Raw genomic sequence first — 21,449 nt, forward strand, 5'->3', positions numbered from 1 at the left:
GATTTACTCCTCCCAAAATTACTTATATTCGGGAATATGAATGAAGACCCTGAGTATGCAGATTATCTAAAAGAGCAGGTGAATATATTACATCTTAATGATGATATCATTTTTTTGGATGAGGTTCCTCTTCAAACTTATAGAAATAAAAATAATAAATGGTGTTTAAATGAAGTTGATTTGCTCATTATTTGTCATGCTTTGTCTGGTGCTGTTTTATTTACACCAAATGTAAAAAATGTTGAAAGCGTTGGTTTAGGCCCCGCACTAGCAGCTATTTATACTATTCCCTGCGCCGTAACCGAATACTCTGCTTTTACTGAATTCTATGGCTCCGAATACCACCATATAAAAGTTGATCCCGATTTCCCCAGAGATGCGGCACAACAACTATTTGAATGGATGTGTATGCATGCTGCCGGCGAGATAGGAATAAAAATGCAGTTAGTCAGTAATAAGCTTCTTATTCAATCAAAGTTTCCTATAAATCCATGGCAAGATTTTATATATCAATTAAGGAGTGAATCACACGAATTTGACGTCAACCCATTGCTTTATAAATAAACATCATACCTAAGAGGATACATTATGAATATTACGAAGACGGCAATATCTGAAAATTCTTCAGAAATTCCTGATAAAATTGATATTCTAATATTAGGCGGAGGGATGTCAGGTTTAGAATTAGCAAAACATTTAAATAATAGAGAGATAGAAAATATTGTCATTATAGAAGCAGGGCCAGCTGATGATTGCAACCATATAAATGCAGGGGAAGAGTTTCAGCGAGCTGATGAATTTTGGAAGAATGAGGAATCAGATAAATATGCTTACCGTTCGTGGCGATCTTTAAGTGAACCACATTATTCAAAAGGAACATGCTTGCGACGCAGAGTGGGTGGCAGGTCACTCTATTGGCATGGTGTTATTTTGCCAATTGAAGCCGAAACGCTCAAATACTGGCCAGCAAAGATTGTCAGTGATCTCACCGAGAACTGGTTAGAAGGCCCATCCCTTTATACACAGGTACAGTCTGAAATCTTAGCTTGGGCAGAAAAGAACTATGATGCAGACTATTGCTTTAAATTTGCTAATTTTGAATTCAAAGTCGCCCCGCAGGCCACCCGAACACTAGGAAAAGATGAGCGTTGGGAAGCCTATTCTCCCCTATCCTATTGGAAGCAAGATAATAAACTCAGCACAACCCCACTCATTATCGCCGGGCATGAAGCTGTCGCGCTTATTATTGCAAATGGGAAATGCATCGGTGCTAAATTAAGAAATATGGCATCTAATGAGATACGCCATGTATTGGCAGATAAATGCGTACTTGCCTTAGGGACAATTGAAAATTCACGTTTAGCCACTCAAGCACTTTATGATTCGGGGATTTTGATAGAGAAAAAAATAACCGGCCTTGTTGATCATATTGTTCAAGGATTTAATGTCACTATTGAGCACGATAAAGCCTCAGATAAACTCAAAAAGTTAATTGAGAGTCATCCCGACACTATATTTTTTAGCCCTAGCTTAAGTGGTGAGCGTTTTAATTTGTTTTTTACTATCAACAAGTCAGATATTGGTATTGAATTAGAAGCATGGACAATGGGTGAACAAATCCCTTCTGCTCATACAAATATCAGCATAGCAACGAATGGGGAAACCTTGCCATTATCCATTTCGTGTGATTTGGGCTATGCAGATGATGCGCTGATTAAAAAAGAGAAGCATGAATTAGATATATTCTGGCGTGAAGTATGCCGCAATACAAAAATCCCATTTGAATGTTTAGATTTTCAAACAGAATTTATTATCCATGCCCGCACAATGGGAGATGTCCACAAGCAAATGAGATCGCCATTAAGGATCGTCAATTACAATGTCCCAATAACATGGATTAGTCCTCTGGGTACAGAAAACCATGAAGGTAGCACATTACCCTTAGGTGAAATATTAAATGATAATCATGAATTTAATCAAATTAATAATCTATTTGCTATCGGCCCTAGTACATTTCCGCGACCCGGTGCAGCCAACCCGTCATTAACGACACTCGCACTATCTCGGCGTCTCGCTTATATACTTAACTGACTTTATTGTAAATTAATAAGGATATTAATTATGCATAAACCCATTTATATTCTTGGCACTGCCCTATCCCATGATGGTTCAACCTGTCTAATGAAAGACGGAGAAATTATATTTGCAATAGAAAAAGAAAGAATATCAAGAATCAAACATGATGGTTTCAATGATAATGCCACCATTCAATACTGTTTAGACGCGGCGGGTATTGAATATAATGATCTGGCATTAATCGTAGAGCAAAATTCTCATAATCCAATCTTTAGTGAGCAATTAGAATACCGTAAAAACAGGATCTTACCTGCTATGGTACCTGTGGTGACACTTTCACATCACTTAGCCCATGCTTATAGTGCAATAGGTACATCTCCTTTTGAAGATATGGGGGTTGTGGTTATTGATGGACATGGTGGCAGCGTAGATAACTGTAATGATATTAATGGTAATGTCTACAACACGGATAATATACATTATAATAATCGTTACCGTTATTGGGAAACATGCAGTTACTACGTGTATCAAAATGGCAAAATGCTACCCATCTTTAAAGACTTCTCCCGCTGGGTTAATCGGAAGGATAGAAAAACTTATCCCGTTTCAACATGGGAAATAGAAAATTCTATTGGTGAATTTTACGAGGGCATTGCCTTATATATTTTTGGTGAACTTGACTGTGCAGGGAAGTTAATGGGTCTGGCTCCCTACGGCAGAGCAAATGCGATTGATTGGCAACCGTTCTTTTTCAATTCAGGAAAAATAATATTACTTAATGACTGGTGGACAAATATAGACCCATTGTTAAATACTGATCCAGCACATTTTCAAAATAACTTCCAATATTATGCAGACTTGGCCTATTGGGCACAAACCAAACTTGAAGAGGCTTTATTCTACCTGTTTAACTATTACTACCAACTTCATCCGATGAAGAACTTCGCTTATGCCGGAGGGGTTGCGTTAAATGCTACCGCAAATGAAAAACTCATTAATGGGTGTGATTTTGATAACTTGTATATTCAACCTGCGGCAGGTGACAATGGGCTTTCCATCGGGTGTTGTTATTATGGTTGGCTGGAAGTCCTTAAAAAAGAACGAGTCAAACATACTGGTTCACCATTTTTTGGTAAGAACTATAATGATATTAGTGTAATAACTGAGCTTGAAAAATACAGCGATAAAATTGAATACACTTACTGCGAAAATATTGAAGCCATGGCAGCCGACTCAATTGCATCTGGTCAGGTCATTGCATGGTTTCAAGGGGAGTCTGAATTCGGGCCGCGTGCGCTGGGCAACAGAAGCATTCTTGCCGATCCCCGCAGCGCACAGATGAAAGATCACATTAATACCAATGTGAAATTTCGCGAAGATTTCCGACCTTTTGCACCCGCTATTTTACATGAAAAAGTGCAGGAATATTTCCACTTAAATCATGACAGTGACTACATGTTATTTATTGCCTATGTAAAAGAACAATACAGAACTGATCTTCCTTCAATCGTCCATATTGATGGAAGTGCTCGCGTTCAAACTGTTAAAAAAGATATCAATAGAAAATTCCATAAATTGATAACTTCTTTTTTTGAACAGACTAAAATACCCCTATTACTAAATACCTCACTCAATATTAGAGGTATGCCAATAGTAGAAACACCCAAAGATGTCATTGAACTATTTTTGCATTGCGGTTTAGATGTTTTGTTTATCAATAATTATAAGGTTTCGAAGAAGTAAAATAATCAATGGTGTTTCTCGTTAAAATCGCGAGGTTTTATATGCAAGAAAATGTATTCCTCATTCACAAAAAAAATACACTAAAAATAGGTATTATCCATTTATCCACAGAAGGTATCCAAATCTTCGTTGGGGGTGTCGGCTCTTATATCAGAGGACAAATTCAGGCACTACCTGAGGTGATAGATTTTTTATCCACCCATAATATCTGCCTGGAACCACATTTTATTGAGATTGCATACAATAAATATAATGCATTTTTTGATATTGATTGCCACGCCCATTATATAGAAGAAATTCATGAGATAGGAGGAACATTCTCAACGGTACCCAACATGACGTTGGGTAACGAAACGGGGTGTTTATGGCCTTACGGTGATGCTTTTCTCGGTAACTTACAAAACTGGAAAATATCCTCTGCCGCCGCAGCAGCAAAGATTATTGATATTAGTGAGAATTACGATATTACCTTGGCATTTTGCCATGAGTTACCATTTTCGTTTACCCCTTTAATTGTCAGCTTACATACTGCTGTTGAAGGAGAAAATTTAAAGGTCATCTATGTTTCTCATGGCACAGCATTCAATCATGAAATGCCATTACCTAATCCTGACAGGCTTATGGCCGAATCATTGCCTGTTCAATGGGCGAAGATTGATCCTAATATCAAGCTAGGTACTATCAGTAATTTTCTGGCCGATCATTTAGTTTCACAATATGGTGCTGATCCTCGAACAATGATACCGGTTCCCGCTGGGGTAAATATTAACGATCCATGGTTTCGGATACGTAGTGAACAAGAGATTTGCGATACACTATCTGCTCACGGAATACCACTCGATAATCCGTTGGCTATTACGCTTGGGAGAGGTGTGCATTATAAGCGCTATGATTTGTTACTGACGGCAGCCAGTTATCTGGGTGATGATATTCATACCGTTATCGTCTGTGATCCTGTGTTGCCAGAGTTATCAGTATTAGCCAGCCAGCTTGATATACACGCTTCAGTTATAAATTCTTTTGATCGCGAACTGATGGCCTGCCTGATTCAGTGGCGTAATACGCGGGTGTGTGTTCTTTCTGCCGAAAATGAACCGAATGGATTAATTCCTATGGAGTCGCGCTGGTTAGCCAGAAAGCAGGGTGCAATATTAGTTGTCGCCGACTCAGGTGGTCTGCGAGAACAAGTTGAGCACGGTATTAATGGGTTCCTACATATTCCAGGTGACGCTATAGATTTAGCAAAAGTGATATACCATGTATGCCAATTAACAGAACGTGAAATAGCGGATATCAGGCTGGCAAGCGCCACATTAATAAAAACGCGCTATCACTGGAAAAAACAAATTCTAACGCCACTGAGTCACTTAATTCCTCAAATAGCAGCCCTGGGTTGAGACTGCTATTTCAAAGAGATTATGTGTGTTGAAGACTTATGCCGCTTACTGGAGTTTGAATACTCCAGTTGCGGTATCCAATAAGGCGCTTTGACCATTACGGCTGGCGTCAAGGCAACCCACAGCCCCGACTAACATCGGGATATCCAATTCTGTTGCCAAAATCGCGCTGTGAGAGAGGATGTGTCCTTTAGTTAAACAGATACCTTTTACTTGCTGCCGATTTAACCCAATCATTTGCGAAGGGAATAGCTCCTCTGCCAACAGTAAAATTTCACGGTCGACTGAAAGGGGAATGGGCGGCAACCCGGTCAAATGGCCCAAAGCACGATTAAGAATATCACGAATATCCAGTTCGCGGACACGCAAATAGTCATCAGCCAGTGCCTGATAGTCTGCCACCATGCTCATCAACTCATCCCGCAATGCCGATTCTGCACATACCAACTGCTGTTCTATCCGCTTATCCATCGATACATATAACTCTTCATCATCAATCAGAATGGCATGGGCATTGAAGATAGCTGCTGCCTGAGCACTAATTTGCTGCTCTGCCTGCTGTGCCAATTGCTGCAAATCAGCCACGGTGTGAGCTAAGGCCTGATGCAAACGCAATTGTTCATTAGCAATGCTCCCGGCATTAATGGTTTGCGGTACGAACACTGGAATAGCAGGTAACCACTGGAATACTGGTGCAGTGATAGCCCCACGAGGAACCATTACGCCAGTAAATCCACTATCACTGATGGTGCTTACGGACTCGCCAAAATGCTGGTGAGCCAGTTGCATAAAAGCATCCAACGCCTCACCGGCCTGTTCACCACTGGCTAACAGACGAATGGTATCGCCCTTACGTACTTGCAAAATGGCGAGCTGATTCAGGCTACGCGGATTAACGCATTGACCATTTTTTTCCAGCAACAAATCTGCGGTAAATGGCGCTAGCACTTCGACCAATTTGGCCGCTGGCCGAACATGTAACCCGTTAGGATTGCGGACGATCCAACAGACACTTTGTGCATCGGGGGCCGCCTTGATCGCCACCGCACTGTTAGCATCGGGCGCAATGTCCTCACCTAATTGCGCAGCTTTTGCCACCAATGCCCCCATAGCTTCAGCACGTACCTCCGCCAGTGAAGCACCGGATGAAGCTGCCACCACCGCGGCCAGAGTCCCTTCGACCAGTGGGGCTGCGCAGAGTTGCACATTTTGTGCCATCTCTGGGTCTAATAACTCGAGTGCTGTTTCCGCACTGAGTAATGCGCTGCCTAAATCCATCAACACCAATACGCCTGTGGGGGAGTAAACGGATTCAATGGCTTCCATCACTTTGATGGCATCCGTGCCAATAGGATGATCCACGTCGTCTACACCGGCGGCCACCGCTAACTGGCAACCCCCTTGTGTCATTTGCTGTGCCAGTTCTGCCACCCCCTGAGCCAGCAGCGCGCTATGAGAAACTACAACGAGATTGACCATCTTTTCTCCTGATAATCTTGTCGGTTAAACCACATTAGCGGCTGGCAACCTGCCATAGAGCCTGCATCATCAACATCGCTGACGTCGCCCCTGGGTCTTGATGACCAATGCTGCGCTCGCCAAGGTAACTGGCGCGGCCTTTGCGGGCCTGCATGGTGATAGTTCCCGCCAATGCCTGCTGTGCGCGTTCGACACTTTGCTGCAAAGCATCCACCAGTGGCACGCCCTGCTGGTTTGCCTGTTCAAGTTGCGCCACCACAGCCCACCAAACATCACACATGGTTTTATCGCCCGGTTCAGCTTTACCGCGCATCACCACCCCTTCAACACCATCTTTAAACATCTGGCAAACGGCTGGCAGATCAAGGCTCTGTTTGGCATTGGTACTTTGTGCGGCACGGATAAAGAAGGTGCCGAATAAGGGGCCACTGGCACCACCAACACTTGAAAGCAGAGTCATACCGGTATTTTTCAGAATAAAACCAATGTCTTTATCCGCAAAAGAGGGCAGTTTTTCGACCACTTTATTAAAACCACGATTCATATTCAGGCCGTGGTCGCCGTCCCCGATTTCGGTATCCAGCTGTGTCAGGAAATCCCGCTGTTCACTGAACACCTCAGCACAGAGCTGTAACCAACTGACAATTTGTTGTTTGGTAAGTCCCATGGTTTTCTCCTGATGCATTATTTTTTAACCAACGCAGGGGTATTGACCGGCGCATCCCACAATGACAACAGTTCATCATCAACTTTTACTAGTGTGATAGACACGCCCTGCATATCCAGTGAAGTGCAATAAGAGCCGATCAGTTTGCGCTCGACGATCAAACCGAATTCAGCGCAGCAAGCGGCCAGACGGTGCCAGACACCATACAATTCTGATAATGGTGTCGCCCCCAAATTATTGACCATAGCAATGACTCGATCACCTTTCGCCAATGGCAACTTACTTTGTTCTGTTTCGCACCAGTCGCCAGCTTGTCTGTCCCAATGACGCAGTTTGCGCTTATAGTGACCGTGTTCAATCAAGGTCTCGAACATTGCATCCACGGTGTCATTCAAAGAGGTAAATGGTCGCCGTTCAATACCCGGTTCTCCATGAATACCCACGCCGAATTCCATCTCGTTTTCGGCCAAGGTAAAGGATGGTTTGCCCGCGGCTGGCACAGTGCAAGCTCCCAGCGCGATACCAATAGAATGCCCTTGATTGTTGATTTTCTGACCGAGTGCTACGCATTCATCCAATGAATCACCACGAACCGCTGCCGCGCCGAGTAACTTTTCAACAATAACGGTATTGGCCACCCCCCGCCGCCCGGCGGTATACAAGCTGTCTTTAACAGCTACATCGTCGTCAATCACCAGTGTTGCCACTGCGGTACCCTCGGCATGCAGCAGTTCTGCCGCCGTTTCAAAATTCAGAATGTCGCCAGTGTAGTTTTTAATCAGCATCAGCACGCCCTGCCCGCCATCAATGGCTTTAGCGCATTCAAACATTTGGTCTGGCGTGGGTGAGGTGAAAATCTCACCGGGGCAAGCCCCATCCAACATGCCTTCACCGATAAACCCACAATGCATAGGCTCATGGCCACTGCCACCACCAGACATCAGCGCAACTTTTCCCTTCACCGGCGCATCTCTGCGGGTGACAAAAACGGGCTCCTGATGCAATACCAGCTCAGGATGGGCCTCTACCAGCCCCTTAATTTGTTCCTGCAATACACTCTCAACGCTGTTAATTAATTTTTTCATTTTATGCTCCGCGAACGGGAATGCCTGGGAAAGAGAGCAGCCGATGATGAGGGACATCGGCATACTCAGTCAGTTAACTTGTCTGTCGAATCACTTAATTGAGGAAAGCCTGGCCTAAACGGTCAGCCACAATAATAGCGGCATAAACACTGTCTGCTGTGACGGCAAACGGCATATTGTGAATAGTTTCACCCTCAGCACAGCTGGCCTCGGCGACCGCGCGAATTTTGCGTTCGATATCCTGTGAAACACCCATTTCGGCCAATGTGATTGGTAAACCGAGTTGTTGGCAGAATGAGAGCACGGTTTCGATCTCTTCCATGCTGCTGTTCTGTAATACCAACTGGGTCAGGGTGCCAAAAGCGACTTTTTCACCGTGGTACAGGTGATGACACTCTTCCAATACAGTGAAACCGTTATGAATGGCGTGAGCTGCTGCCAGGCCACTACTTTCAAAACCAATACCACTCAGATAAGTATTGGCTTCAATGATGCGCTCCACGGCTTCGGTAACCACCCCAGCTTCAACAGCCAGTTTGGCTTTGTAGCCCTCTGCCAACAAGGTTTCGTAACACAAACGGGCCAGAGTGACGGCGGCTAATGTCGATGCGCCGCCCGCCATGCTGATGGCCTTGGCATCAAAACAGGCCTGAGCTTCAAAGTAAGTAGAAAGCGCATCGCCCATGCCGGAGATCAGCAAACGTACCGGCGCTTTGGCAATAATCGCGGTGTCCATCAGCACGATGTCTGGGTTTTTTGGATAAATCAGATATTCGGCGAACTCACCCTGTTCGGTATAAATCACTGACAGCGCACTGGTTGGCGCATCGGTAGAAGCGATAGTCGGTACCACAATCACTGGGATATGCTGATAGTGAGCAATCGCTTTTGCTGTATCGAGGGTTTTACCGCCACCGATACCAATCACCCCATTACATTTATGTTTTTTCAGTTCAACCGTTAAGCGCTCAATTTCGTGGCGGGAACATTCACCGTTAAAACGGCTGAAATGATTTTCCAGCTCACTGTCTTGCAAGCTGGTGCCAACAGCATCCGCCGTTAGCTTCATTACAAAATCATCAGCAATAATAAAGTAGTTATTAGCCAGTAACTTAGCAAATTCGCCAATGGACTGTAGTGCATTGGCACCTTGAATATATTTAGACGGAGATTGAATGACTTTCAGCATACCTTGCTCCTATAGCGTAAGAGAGAACGTAAGAATGAATCTTTTTTTAGGGTCAATTTGATGAAACTGGAACCACTATAAGCGCAAAAAACAGGCTGAAAATCGATAATTAAAACGTTCCAAAATGAAACGGTGATCGCTTAATGGGGTTTCATAGTGAAACGAACGTGTGAAAGGTCAGGGGCAGGAAGAGAGCTAGTGCACAGAATGCTTTATTAGCAGCAAGATGAATCAGCATCATTTGTTATAAGGCAAAAAAAAAGCAGCCCCAAGAATGGAGCTGCTGAAGTTATTTCAGACACGAGACGCTCAGTTATTCACTAACTGGCTCATCATGCGCCTTTTCTTTTGGTTCCGGGTTCATACAGCTATATATCACTGGCAACACCAGTAGGGTCAGTACAGTTGCAAAGCCCAGACCAAACATAATCACCACCGCCATACTCTGGAAGAAAGCATCGCTGAGCAGCGGGGCCAGCCCCAAGACCGTGGTAAATGCGGTTAACATGATAGGGCGCAAACGCGCAGTGGAAGCATCAATAATGGCATCACGCAGTGGTTTTTCCTGCCGCTGGAGGCCAATTTCTTCCACCAGCACAATGCCGTTACGTATCAACATCCCACTCAGGCTCAATAGCCCCAGTAAGGCCATAAAACCAAATGGAATACCGGTGAGCAAGAAGCCCACGGTCACACCAATCAGTGCTAATGGCACCGTCAGCCAGATAGCCAGCGCATTACGCACAGAGCTAAACATCAAGACGGTCACCACAAACATAATCAGGAATGCTATCGGTAAGCTGATGAAAATACCTCGTTGTGCTTCTTTGGTACTTTCGTAGTCACCGCCCCATTCAAGTTCATAGCCGCGCGGCAATTGAATAGACTCAACCCCTGGTCTGATGCGCTGTAATAACTCAGCCGAGGTTTCGCCCCCTTGCTGAGTTGGATCAGTTTGCACCGTCAATGTCCGTTTGCGATCCAGCCGCATGATAAGTGGATCTTCCCACTCGGTCTCAAAACTGGTCACGACGTTATCGATCGGGATAAAGGCCTGGCGTGCCTGACTCCAGACCATCACATCATTGAGCCGTTCAGCATTGAGTCGCTCGGAATCCGGTGTGCGCAACACAATCGGCATCAGGCGCGTCCCATCGCGGTATAAGCCAACCGGCAAGCCACCAAAACTCATGCGCAAGGTGCCATCAACCTCGCGTTTATCTACACCCAGCTCGCGGCCCAGATAATCAGAGAATTGAGGTCGGATCATTTTGCTACGATCTTGCCAGTCATGCCTTGCGCCATCGGCCATCGGATCGGCAATGATCGCTTTTTCCGCCTGGGCGGCCAAAGAACGCAGCACCTCAGGATCAGGGCCAATAAAGCGGGCTTCAATCGAGCTGTTGTTTGACGGCCCGAACATGATGCGTTTTACCTGTGCATCAACTTGCGGGTATTCGTCATGCATGTAGGCTTCAATTTCATCAATCAAACCCGGTATTTGGTCTAGCTGCTCAGTTCGAACCATCACCTGCGCATAGTTAGGATAATGCCGTTGGGCGTTATAAGTCAGCATAAAGCGCATCGCGCCCTGACCGATTGTCGCCATGGTGTCAGCCACCCCTTTTTGCTGCTTGATGTACTGCTCGACCTTATCTGCCACTCCTTCGGTATAACCGATATCTGTGCCATACGGCAGCCAAATATCAACAAAGAAGATTGGTGTGTTAGACGGCGGGAAGAAGCTCTGGCGAACGTTACCAAAGCCCACGACCGATGCCACTAACATCGCCGCCAACAGAACCAAAGTGACCGCTCGGTATTGCAGTAATTTATTCAATACCACCCGATAATAGCGGAACAACCAGCCATCATAAGGTTGCTTAGCCGGTTTATCCTCATCCACCTTCGCAGGCTTTTGGTTCTGGAATGCCCACTTAGAAAATACCGGCGTCAGCGTCAGTGCGGTAATCCAGCTCAACATCAGCGAGATCAACAGCACCTGGAATAGCGATTTACAATATTCACCGGTCGCATCGTTGGACAAACCAATCGGGGCAAAGGCCAGGATGGCAATAATGGTTGCGCCTAACAACGGCATCATGGAGCGCTTCACGACATTGCCGATCGCCGTCGAGAGACTTTCGCCGCGCTGGCGGCCCACCACAACCCCTTCCACCACCACAATGGCGTTATCCACCAACATACTTAGCGCGATAATTAGCGCCCCTAGCGACACTCGCTGTAGCTCGATATTAAACAGCCACATAATGAGCAAGGTGCCAAGTACGTTCAGTGCCAGCGAGATGGCAATCACCACACCGCTGCGCACCCCCATAAAGATAAGCAGGGTGACAACAACAATCAGCAGTGCCAGTAGGAAGTTAAGGATAAAGCCGTTGACCGCCCCCTCTACTTCATGGGACTGGTCATAAAACACATTGATATGCATACCTGACGGGCGTTCACCTTCCAACTGCGCCAGTCGAGCTTTAATGGCATTGCCCACATTCACCACGTTGACGTTCGGGGCGAATGAGATCCCCAGCGCCAATGCAGGCTTACCGTTAGCACGGTAAATATTGGTCGGTGAATGACCAAAACCTTGCGTCACTGTCGCGATGTCACGTAAATACACACTTTTTGGGCTACCGGGCTGACTGACCAGTAAGTTCCCCAGCTCTTGCACACTCTGGAATTCACCGGTTGGGTGCAGGCGAATCGACTCGCTGCCAACCTGTAACTGACCAGCATCAGACACCACATTCTGACGAGCCAGCAAGTCGGATAACTGTTGTGGGGTAATACCTGCGGCGGTCATCTGGGCGCGAGAAATCTCCACCTGAACTTCTTCAGGCAAGATACCGACAATCCCTACTTTACCGACCCCCGGCACCAGTACCAGCTCACGCCGTAACTGCTCGGCAAAGTTGCGTAAATCCTGATTACTGTAGCCATCGCCGGTGAGAGAGAAGAAGAAGCCGTACACATCACCGAAGTCGTCGTTGACCATCGGCGCACTGGCCCCCGGTGGCAACCGCACACTGTTATCATTTATCTTACGCCGCAATTCATCCCAGATTTGCGGTAACTCATTCGCCCCATATTGCGCGCGAATATTGATAGTAATTTGCGATAAGCCCGCACTGGAAATGGAGGTGACGTCATCGACATAAGAGAGTTCCTGAATGGCATTCTCCAGCGGTAACGTCACTTCCTCTTCAACCTGTTGTGCCGACGCACCATCATAGCGGGTGACAACCACTGCCGTTTTGATGGTAAAGGCCGGATCTTCCAGCCTGCCTATATTGAGATAGGCAATAATACCCCCAATACCCAGCAACAGAATCGTTAACCAGATACGGGTACTATTATTGATATAGTTATCAAGCAGCTTCATTAGAGACCCCGCTCACGTACCCAAGCCCGAACAACTTGATTAGGGCGAAGCTCACCAGTGCCGGCAGCGACAATTTGCTCACCGTCGGCCAACCCAGAAGTGATTTGAATGCCGTTCGCTGTCAACTGACCCACTTGCACATTGCGTTCTTCAACGTGCATCTGACCATCATCATTCTTGATGACCCAAACACGCGCATCATTCAACTGGGCACTGTCAGGGTTAAATACCGCTTCGACGGGCACCACAATCGTCGGGTGGTCAGTACCAGACAGATTGCCGGAGTTGATTCTGACCCGACCACTGATGCCAGAAAGCAATGGCATATCTGGCGGGCGTTTCATGGTTAGAGTGACCTGGAAGGTCTGGGAAGCTGAGGTGGTTGAGGTGGTATGTTCTTTATATTCCGCAACAAATTCGCGCCCCGGCAGATGATTAAGTAATACCGTTGGCTTGTAGTTGCGGTTGCTTATGTCGAGAGTGGTAAACAGGCGTTCTGGCACACTGAAAACCACATCCAGCGTATCCAATGCGCTTAAGGTCGCCACCGCCTGACCTGGGGCCATGACCTGATGGTTTCGCGCATTAACATTGGCGATAATGCCATCGAACGGGGCGGTAATCGTGGCATCACTGAGTTCTTTTTGTGCAATTTCCAATGCTGCACGGGCAGATTCCATCTCAGCGCGGCGAACATCTAACTCAGCGCGTGAGACAGCCCTTTGACCTTGCAAGGTATTGAAACGATTAAACTGATCTCGTGCCAGGTTAAAGGTGGACTGACGATCCCTGACACGCAGAGTCAGATCAGTATCATTCAGCTTGGCAATGACCTGACCTTTTTTCACCTGCTCGCCTTCACGAACCAGTAATTGTTGCAGTTGCCCGCTACGTTTAAAGGAGAGTTGCGTTTCATCACCCGCTTGTAGCCGCGCAGGGAAATAACGCGTTCCATTTTGTCCACTGTCTTCCACGGTAAATATTTTTACCGGACGCACACTTTCCACGACTTCTGGGGGAGTTCTGTCGCAAGCAGCGAGAAGAAACGTTAATAGCAAGGTGACGACTGTTTTTATCTTCACTATAAGATCTCGTTGAGTCAGATTTTCAAAATTATTGCAGATTAGTTATTCACACTGTTGTATCTGTTTTCTGCGCCATTTTGCTGTGGCATACGACGCACCAGCTTTTTTAAAAGTGTGATTAATAATCCCCCTGTAAATATCCCTAAAAGTAGATCAGCACAATTAGCACTAAAATGGGTAGTGTTATTTGCGTGAAAAATAAAGATAACTTAACGGACAAATAGCCAATAGCGAAATAGCGCTATTCTGCTATTCACTATCAGCTATTTTTTAAGAGCAACCGCGCTATACCCTAAATAATTCGAGCCACAGGTAGGCGGCAGCTAACAATCCTGTGGCTTCAAGGCCGAAGGGGGTTCCCAAAGTCATTGGAGCCACAGGTAGGCAGCCAGCAAACGCATCCTGATGAGCTTACCCAAGTAAGTGATTCGGGTAAGTGCGCGCAGCTAACAACCCTGTGGCTTCAAGGGCGAAGGGAATTAGTAATCAACGGCATCCCGGATGATTGGACAAGTCATACAATGACCGCCGCCACGTCCGCGACCTAACTCACTGCCGACAATCTCAATCACTTCCACCCCTTCTTTACGCAGTTGGGTGTTGGTTTTGGTATTACGGTCATAAGCCAGCACCACTCCTGGTGAAAGCGCAACCATGTTATTACCGCTGTCCCACTGCTGGCGCTCGGTGTCGTAATCATTACCTTCAGTTTCAACCACCCGCAGTTTTTTCAGGTTCAATGCTCCGGCTACCGCTTCCACAAATGTGCCTTTGTCGCGGCTTAATTTAATGCCGGTTGGGCCATTATCTGGGCGCAATGAGAAGGTTTGAATCTGATTAACAATCGCCGGATAAAGGGTAACCACATCGCGGTCGCAGAAAGTGAACACAGTATCCAGATGCATGGCAGCACGCAATTTTGGCATAGCGGCAATCATCACGCGTTCAACTTGCCCTTCACTGTTTTTAAACAGTGATTGAGCCAACTGAGTAATAGCCTGATGAGAGGTGCGCTCACTCATACCGATGAGCACAGTTTTGTTACCAATTGGCATCACATCGCCACCTTCCAATGTCGCGGTTCCGTGGTGCTGTGTTGGGTCGCCCCACCACACCTTCACATTGGCGTCGCCAAAGTCTGGATGGAATTTATAGATAGCCGTGGTCAGAATGGTTTCTTCATGACGTGCTGGCCAATACAGCGGATTCAGCGTTACGCCGCCATAAATCCAGCAAGTGGTGTCGCGGGTGTAAAGTGTATTAGGTAGTGGCGGCAGCAGATATTCCGTGATGCCAACCGCCTCGCGAATCAGCTTCAACTCTTCTTTGTCACATTTGCCATCTTTATGGAGTTCAGTGGTAGATAAACCGCCAATCAGCACTTCAGCTAACAAGCGCGGCTCCAGGCTTTCCAGATAGCTGCGGGTTTCTTGCAGAATACCCAGTGACACTTCATTCGGTACAATTTGTTGATCCAGAATCCACTTTTTGGCCGCAGGAATAGCCACGGTTTCGGCCAGCAGATTATGCATTTCCACCACATCAACACCGCGTTCACGCATTTTGGTCATAAAATCAAAATGGTCGCGTTTGGCTCTTTCAACCCACAGAACATCATCAAATAATAATTCATCACAATTACTGGGGGTCAGGCGGTTATGGGCACGCCCTGGTGCGCAGACCATAACTTTGTGCAACTGGCCAACTTCAGAGTGAACACCAAATTTGGGTTTGGTGTGAGTTTTCTTAGCTTTATCTGACATAAGAACTCCAATAAATTATATGGTGATGATTCCGGTGGCAATGCTATAAATCGCAGCAACCGCAGCCACAATAAGAACGATAAACAGTATTCTTTCGTAGGTATTAAACGCTTTCTGATGCTGTTCACGTTTGGCAATCAGATACAAAATCGTACCTGGGCCGTAAATGATGGCCGACAGCAGCAAGTATTTCAGACCACCGGCATAAATCATCAGTGCGGAATAGAAAGTGGCAATAAGGGCAAAGATGAGATCTTTTCTGTGGCCGCGTGCATTGGTTTCGTAAGTTTCACCGGTCCAGGCCAGTTTTAGCCCGTAAGCCCCCACCAACAGATAAGGGATCAGGGTTAATGAGCTGGTTAACTCCAAGGCCAGTTGGAAAGCATAATCAGTAAACAGTGTCAGAATTAAGAACACTTGAATAAAGATATTGGTCAGCCATACCGCCGCTGAAGGCACCGCATTGCTGTTTTCGGTACCAAATATTTTGGGCATACTTTTACTTTTCGCCGCCGAGAACAGCACTTCTGCTGCCAACAGCGACCAGGATAAATACGCACCCAATACTGAGATAATCAGACCCACGCTGATAAAGATGGCTCCCCAGCGCCCGACTATGGCTTCCAAAACCCCGGCCATGGATGGCTGACGTAATGCCGCCAAATCAGGACGCAACAGCACACCGTAAGACAACATGGTGATTAATACCAACAAGCACAGCACACCAATAAAGCCCAGAACCGTGGCAATACCGACATGGCTACGTTCTTTGGCGTAACGCGAATACACACTCGCGCCTTCAATACCCAGGAACACAAAGACCGTCACCAACATGGTGCTACGAACTTGGGAGAAGAGAGATTCAGGTTCAACAACCGCTGGCATGACCGCCGCTGCATGACCAACATAGCCGTAGTCATTCAGATGAGATAAATCAACACCCTTAACTACATCTGGCGTGCCCCAGAAGTTCAGTGCGAACACATCACCTTTAAAGGCAAAAATCAGTACGATGACGAAGATAAAAATGGGGATTATTTTTGCGAAGGTGGCAATGGTATTAATCGCCGCCGCCTCTTTGACACCTCGCAATATCAGGATATGGAATCCCCATAGAATAACCGAGGCCACTAATACCGCTGGAATGGTATTACCGTCACCAAAGATTGGGAAGAACGCCCCTAATGTTGATTTGATCAGGACAAAGTAAGAAACGTTACCAATACAGGTACCGGCCCAAAAGCCTAATGCAGATGCAAAACCAAGATAATCACCAAATCCCTCTTTTGCGTATATGAATACACCGGAATCCAGATTAGGTTTACGCTGAGCTAATGTTTGAAAAACAAAAGCCAGCATTAACATCCCACCACCAGCGATACACCAGGCAATGAGTGCACCAAAACCACCTGTTGCCCTGCCGAACGTTGCGGGTAATGAGAATATACCGGCACCGATCATTGAGCCGACCACTAAAGAAGTTAGGGCCGGTAAAGATAATTTATTCGTAGATGAATTGGCCATGATGTTCTCAATGACGTTGGATAAATTAAGTTAAATGTAAATTCTGCCTATACCCTAAATAATTCGAGTTGCAGGAAGGCGGCAAGGGAGAGAGTCCCGATGAGCTTACATGAGTAAGTGATTCGGGTGACAAATCGGTCAGGAACCGATTTGAACGCTGTTTGCAGCGGCCTCGCAGAGGCGAGGCCCATGGACGGGCCGAGTAATAAGCGCAGCCAACGCACATGCAGCTTGAAGTATGACGAGTTTATCCCACAAACAGATTCACCTGGACCCACTTAGCGATATAAATACATAGTTATCATAGCTTCCTTTAAAACTATTGCATAATGTCCGGAAAGTAGACCAAATCTTACAATATGTAAATTGTTGCAAAAATTATCACACACATCAGAATTTTCTAATAGTGATCTAAATCATCATTTTTAATATTCAGAGGAAAACTCTCCAGTTTAATTCACTAAATAAAAGCTATTCCATTAGCATAGAAATCTGTTTTCTTTATATGTGTCATTTAGGGTAACCCCAATAGATACACGCTTTCAATTGTGTGAGAAAGAATAGAATTCACGCCATATTGCACTTGATAATCTCATGGTCTAAGCTTAATGATCACTCATTGAAAACAAAATTAAAAACACAAATAAATTCAACAGGTTAATCCGTGCAAAGTCATATGGAAAAATAGGCCATTTCTTAGAAAAATTGTCTCTTTCTTTGCATTACAGACTTTATCACAGCCTTTAAAATTACAGATAAAAACCCCAAAAATCGCCAATTTCATAGCAGATTTTTTAGTTTTTATAAAATAAAGTCATATGCCTTTCTTATAGCCACAGCCATAGTCATTCCTATCAAAAAAATCAATAAAACTGGCAATAGGATAATCATTATTTAGATTCTATTTAGGATTCATTTAAATTTCTCTTACAATTGTTACAAGGTCGTTAATTTTGAATCTTTACATTCCTACTAACTGAAATCAATGGGATCTAACGCCATGTTACATTTAATATCTGGTGATTTATTTCTAATGCATCAATCAATACAAGATAAAACGCTGCAATAACTAATTAATTTAAATAAAGAAAACACTGAGTTTTCTTAATGCTGACATTAGAAAGATTGATGTTTCATGTTGAAATATCTGACAAAGAGAAAGACTATCGCGATGAAAATAAGGTAGGAATTCACCCACACAAAAACGCATTATTCCCCTCTCTACCACAGATGACGTAAATAAAACTGGTTAATTACGTTTGTAAAACTCACATTTCATTAAACACCCCCCTATTTGAATAAACATCTTCGCGGTTTTATTAAAGAATATCTTTAATTCCAAAGTCTCTATTATCATGACCTAATTCAGGATAACAACGGTAGCACCATGAAAAACGGCCCCCATTGGGAGCCGTTGACTTCATCAGTTATCGCTGATGTTCACTCAAAATGGCCGCTACGTTGTCGTCCTATGATCCAAACGCGGCTGGGTACCTGTCACAGAATACCCCGCCAAAATAGCGACAAAAATCATAAATAGATGGCCTTCAGAAGAGTCCAGCAAGAATGAATTAAAGAAGTTACACGCCATATAGCTGGTTAATACCGCCAGCAAGACATTACGTAGCGCGGGTGTTTGCTGCCAAATAACACGGTAACAGCAGACAATCCATACCAGAAAGATAATCAAACCAACAACACCGGATTGGATAGTTTCCAACAGATATTGGTTATGTGGGTTGTTTATCTTGTAGTTGATTTCCGGGTTCTCATAATAAAAGCCGCCAGCACCGTGGCCCAGAATAGGCGCTTCCTTAATTAATCGAACCGCCTCAATGGCAAAGGCAGAACGCTGCCCCATTGACGTAGCGCATGCATCATTGACGTTATCCGCAGAGGCCGCCATGCAGACTTTAATTTCATCCACACCTTGAGTGATCCGCTGAGTCGCTTTATTGGGAATTAGCAGCAGTGCCGTAAATGCAATGGCTCCCAGCAGCACCAGGAGCCAGCGTTGGCGACTGCCTAGCGAGAAAAATAGCCATACCCCTAAGCCAACAACCAGAGCAACATACCCGGTGCGGCCCAATACCAAAAATAGGATGCTGTAACAGGCTGCTACCACCAGCAAGCCATAGCACCAGCGTTTCCAGCCCTGACTTTTGACCGCGAGCATCAGCCATAGCATAGCCGACAGAGCGAGAAAGAAGTTCTGGGTAATTTGCAATTTAAAGATAGTAGGATTGGCAGGATCAATATGACCAATAGGAATGTGCAATAATCCAACTGCCAGCGACCCTACTAATATCAGGGCGTTCGCCGCCAGAAACCCCATGCAAAACAGTTTTACCCGCTGCGGTTGGTTAATAAAGAACAGAGCCAGCGGCAGAACATAAAGAAATTTTTTATCTTTACTCACCATCTCTGGGCCATAACTGTTGTGATGAAACAATAATGACAGCGCTAACAGTGCAAACATGGCGGCGGGCAAATAGACTAATGGGTTGGTCAGCAAGGGTTTTAATGGCAGAGATTTACGGTTAATGATCAAGCTGATAAGAATTAAAACCAGCGATATATTGATAAGTGGGTTGGAGGTGGGTAAAGCGATACCTAACAGTAATGCCGCAATACTGTTGAGCATTTCACCACGCGGGTTAGCCGGGGATATGCCCGGCGTGGAAGTCGATGGAGTTATCATAATTCTCTCAGCTTAAGCTGGTTGGAAGACTCAAAATTGGCTGACACAAGCCCATTATTAGCATACTACTGGCTTTGAGTGCGCCAGGCGTCAACGGCATCTATGACATCATCTACTGGGATAGCGTTCAAATAGCGATCCGTCGTGTCGGTATCTATCTCGTTAGGGTGTGGCAATGTGCGGTAATGACCCGCCCATAACAAAGTGTGCGGAGCCTGCCATGGGTGCCATTGATTAAGGTTACTGGGGCCAAAGAGCACCACTGCGGGGGTTTGTAATGCAGCCGCCATATGCATTGCCACGGAATCCACACCAATAAATAACTTAGCGTTATCTATCAAAACCGCCAGTTCCGGCAGTGCCAAAAGGCCGGATAAATTAATAACTTTTTCGGGCTGCGCGCAACCAGCAATAATGTCAGCGATATAGTCCAGTTCAGCGTTGTCTTTACCGCCGGTTAACAGCACAGTCTCGCCCTGCTCAGTGAGGTGGTTTATCAGTTGACTGAATGATTCACTGGCCCAGGTTTTAAACTTCCAGCGCGCAGAAGGTTGAATCAGGATGTAATCCGCAATATTACGTTGCTGACACAGTTGTTTTACTCGCTCAATATCGTGCGGGCCATAAGCCATGGTGACGTCAGTGCTGATATTGGTCAGTTGTAACGGCGCGAGGATATCCAAATTATTGAGAACTGTGTGGCGTTCGGCGGCATTGGGAATATCGACCAAGGTGGAGTGGCAGTAGCGCCATAACCAGGTATCGCGTTTTGGGTAATGAAAACCGATGCTAAAACCCGGTTTTAATAAACGGCAGTAAGCGGCGGCTCGCCATTGATCAGATAAATTGAGGATCAGATCATAATGGTGCTCTTTCAATGCATTAAACAGCGCCTTTTCGCCGCTGATTTGAGCCGTTAAGCCCGCATGTTTTAGGCCACGGTCGACAATAAATGCATGATTAACCGTTTTGTTCTCCCGCAGCATATCTTGCGTTCCACCATACAACAGCACATCGATTTTGGCCTGAGGGTAGTTGGCTTTTAGTGTGTTGAGTAAAGGCGTGGTGAGGAGAACATCGCCGAAATGGCGTAATTTGATGACCAAAATGCGTTTAACATTCTCTTTCTCTCGCAGTATGTCCGGTAAATTAACGGCACTAACGCGAGCAGGAGCAGAAAGTTGCCCGGCAGGTGATTCTGTCTTATTTGATGTATTCATCATAGGATGCGCCATCATCGGCAACGAAAGAGGGGCTGTAATGCTATCCAAGTGTTTACTGCATGGCAATTCTTTATTTGATCGTGTGCGACGGGTTGACCGCACCTAGGGGCGCTCCGG

Annotated in this window: 13 protein-coding genes and 2 pseudogenes; 4 read left to right on the plus strand and 11 right to left on the minus strand. The window is 45.6% G+C overall.

What is annotated here, in order from left to right:
* The 4 genes and pseudogenes from HU019_RS02900 to HU019_RS02915 all read left to right on the plus strand — a co-directional run.
* A pseudogene (locus tag HU019_RS02900) lies at nucleotides 1-564 on the plus strand (hypothetical protein); the annotation flags it as partial.
* A gap of 24 nt (nucleotides 565-588) precedes the next feature.
* Nucleotides 589-2,091, plus strand: a complete 1,503-nt coding sequence (locus HU019_RS02905) for a GMC family oxidoreductase (RefSeq protein WP_174849894.1) — start codon at nucleotides 589-591, stop codon at nucleotides 2,089-2,091.
* Between the two features lie 30 nt (nucleotides 2,092-2,121).
* Nucleotides 2,122-3,819, plus strand: a complete 1,698-nt coding sequence (locus HU019_RS02910) for a carbamoyltransferase family protein (protein ID WP_174849895.1) — start codon at nucleotides 2,122-2,124, stop codon at nucleotides 3,817-3,819.
* Nucleotides 3,820-3,860: 41 nt separating this feature from the next.
* The gene (locus tag HU019_RS02915; protein WP_174849896.1) at nucleotides 3,861-5,216 is read left to right on the plus strand and encodes a glycosyltransferase family 4 protein; all 1,356 of its coding nucleotides are present in this window, start codon (nucleotides 3,861-3,863) and stop codon (nucleotides 5,214-5,216) included.
* A gap of 45 nt (nucleotides 5,217-5,261) precedes the next feature.
* On the opposite strand, the gene dhaM is transcribed toward HU019_RS02915, so the two are convergent.
* The 11 genes and pseudogenes from dhaM to rfaQ all read right to left on the minus strand — a co-directional run bounded on the left by dhaM (nucleotide 5,262) and on the right by rfaQ (nucleotide 21,332).
* Nucleotides 5,262-6,695 (minus strand): dihydroxyacetone kinase phosphoryl donor subunit DhaM, encoded by a 1,434-nt coding sequence (gene dhaM / locus HU019_RS02920; RefSeq protein ID WP_174849897.1) that lies wholly within the window; start codon nucleotides 6,693-6,695, stop codon nucleotides 5,262-5,264.
* Between the two features lie 34 nt (nucleotides 6,696-6,729).
* Complete coding sequence (gene dhaL / locus HU019_RS02925) at nucleotides 6,730-7,362, minus strand: dihydroxyacetone kinase subunit DhaL (protein WP_174849898.1); 633 nt, start codon at nucleotides 7,360-7,362, stop codon at nucleotides 6,730-6,732.
* A 17-nt stretch (nucleotides 7,363-7,379) separates the two neighbouring features.
* The gene (gene dhaK, locus HU019_RS02930; RefSeq protein WP_174849899.1) at nucleotides 7,380-8,447 is read right to left on the minus strand and encodes a dihydroxyacetone kinase subunit DhaK; all 1,068 of its coding nucleotides are present in this window, start codon (nucleotides 8,445-8,447) and stop codon (nucleotides 7,380-7,382) included.
* A gap of 94 nt (nucleotides 8,448-8,541) precedes the next feature.
* Nucleotides 8,542-9,636, minus strand: a complete 1,095-nt coding sequence (locus tag HU019_RS02935; RefSeq protein ID WP_174849900.1) for a glycerol dehydrogenase — start codon at nucleotides 9,634-9,636, stop codon at nucleotides 8,542-8,544.
* Between the two features lie 313 nt (nucleotides 9,637-9,949).
* Nucleotides 9,950-13,036: an efflux RND transporter permease subunit gene (locus tag HU019_RS02940; protein ID WP_174849901.1), complete on the minus strand. Its 3,087-nt coding sequence runs from the start codon at nucleotides 13,034-13,036 to the stop codon at nucleotides 9,950-9,952.
* Complete coding sequence (locus HU019_RS02945; protein ID WP_174849902.1) at nucleotides 13,036-14,118, minus strand: efflux RND transporter periplasmic adaptor subunit; 1,083 nt, start codon at nucleotides 14,116-14,118, stop codon at nucleotides 13,036-13,038. The genes HU019_RS02940 and HU019_RS02945 overlap by 1 nt, the downstream gene beginning before the upstream one ends.
* Before the next feature lie 41 nt (nucleotides 14,119-14,159).
* Nucleotides 14,160-14,350 (minus strand): annotated as a pseudogene (locus HU019_RS20225) (LapA family protein).
* Between the two features lie 250 nt (nucleotides 14,351-14,600).
* Entirely contained in the window at nucleotides 14,601-15,884 is a 1,284-nt protein-coding gene (arcA, locus tag HU019_RS02950; RefSeq protein WP_174849903.1) for an arginine deiminase, read from the minus strand.
* A gap of 15 nt (nucleotides 15,885-15,899) precedes the next feature.
* Nucleotides 15,900-17,408 (minus strand): amino acid permease, encoded by a 1,509-nt coding sequence (locus HU019_RS02955; protein WP_174849904.1) that lies wholly within the window; start codon nucleotides 17,406-17,408, stop codon nucleotides 15,900-15,902.
* Nucleotides 17,409-18,864: 1,456 nt separating this feature from the next.
* On the minus strand, nucleotides 18,865-20,109 hold the full coding sequence (gene waaL-ps, locus HU019_RS02960) for an O-antigen polysaccharide ligase WaaL-ps (protein WP_174849905.1): 1,245 nt from the start codon (nucleotides 20,107-20,109) through the stop codon (nucleotides 18,865-18,867).
* A 65-nt stretch (nucleotides 20,110-20,174) separates the two neighbouring features.
* The gene (rfaQ, locus tag HU019_RS02965) at nucleotides 20,175-21,332 is read right to left on the minus strand and encodes a putative lipopolysaccharide heptosyltransferase III (RefSeq protein WP_174849906.1); all 1,158 of its coding nucleotides are present in this window, start codon (nucleotides 21,330-21,332) and stop codon (nucleotides 20,175-20,177) included.
* Between the last annotated feature and the right edge of the window lie 117 nt (nucleotides 21,333-21,449).

Source organism: Yersinia artesiana, from assembly GCF_902726545.1.
GTDB lineage: Bacteria > Pseudomonadota > Gammaproteobacteria > Enterobacterales > Enterobacteriaceae > Yersinia > Yersinia artesiana.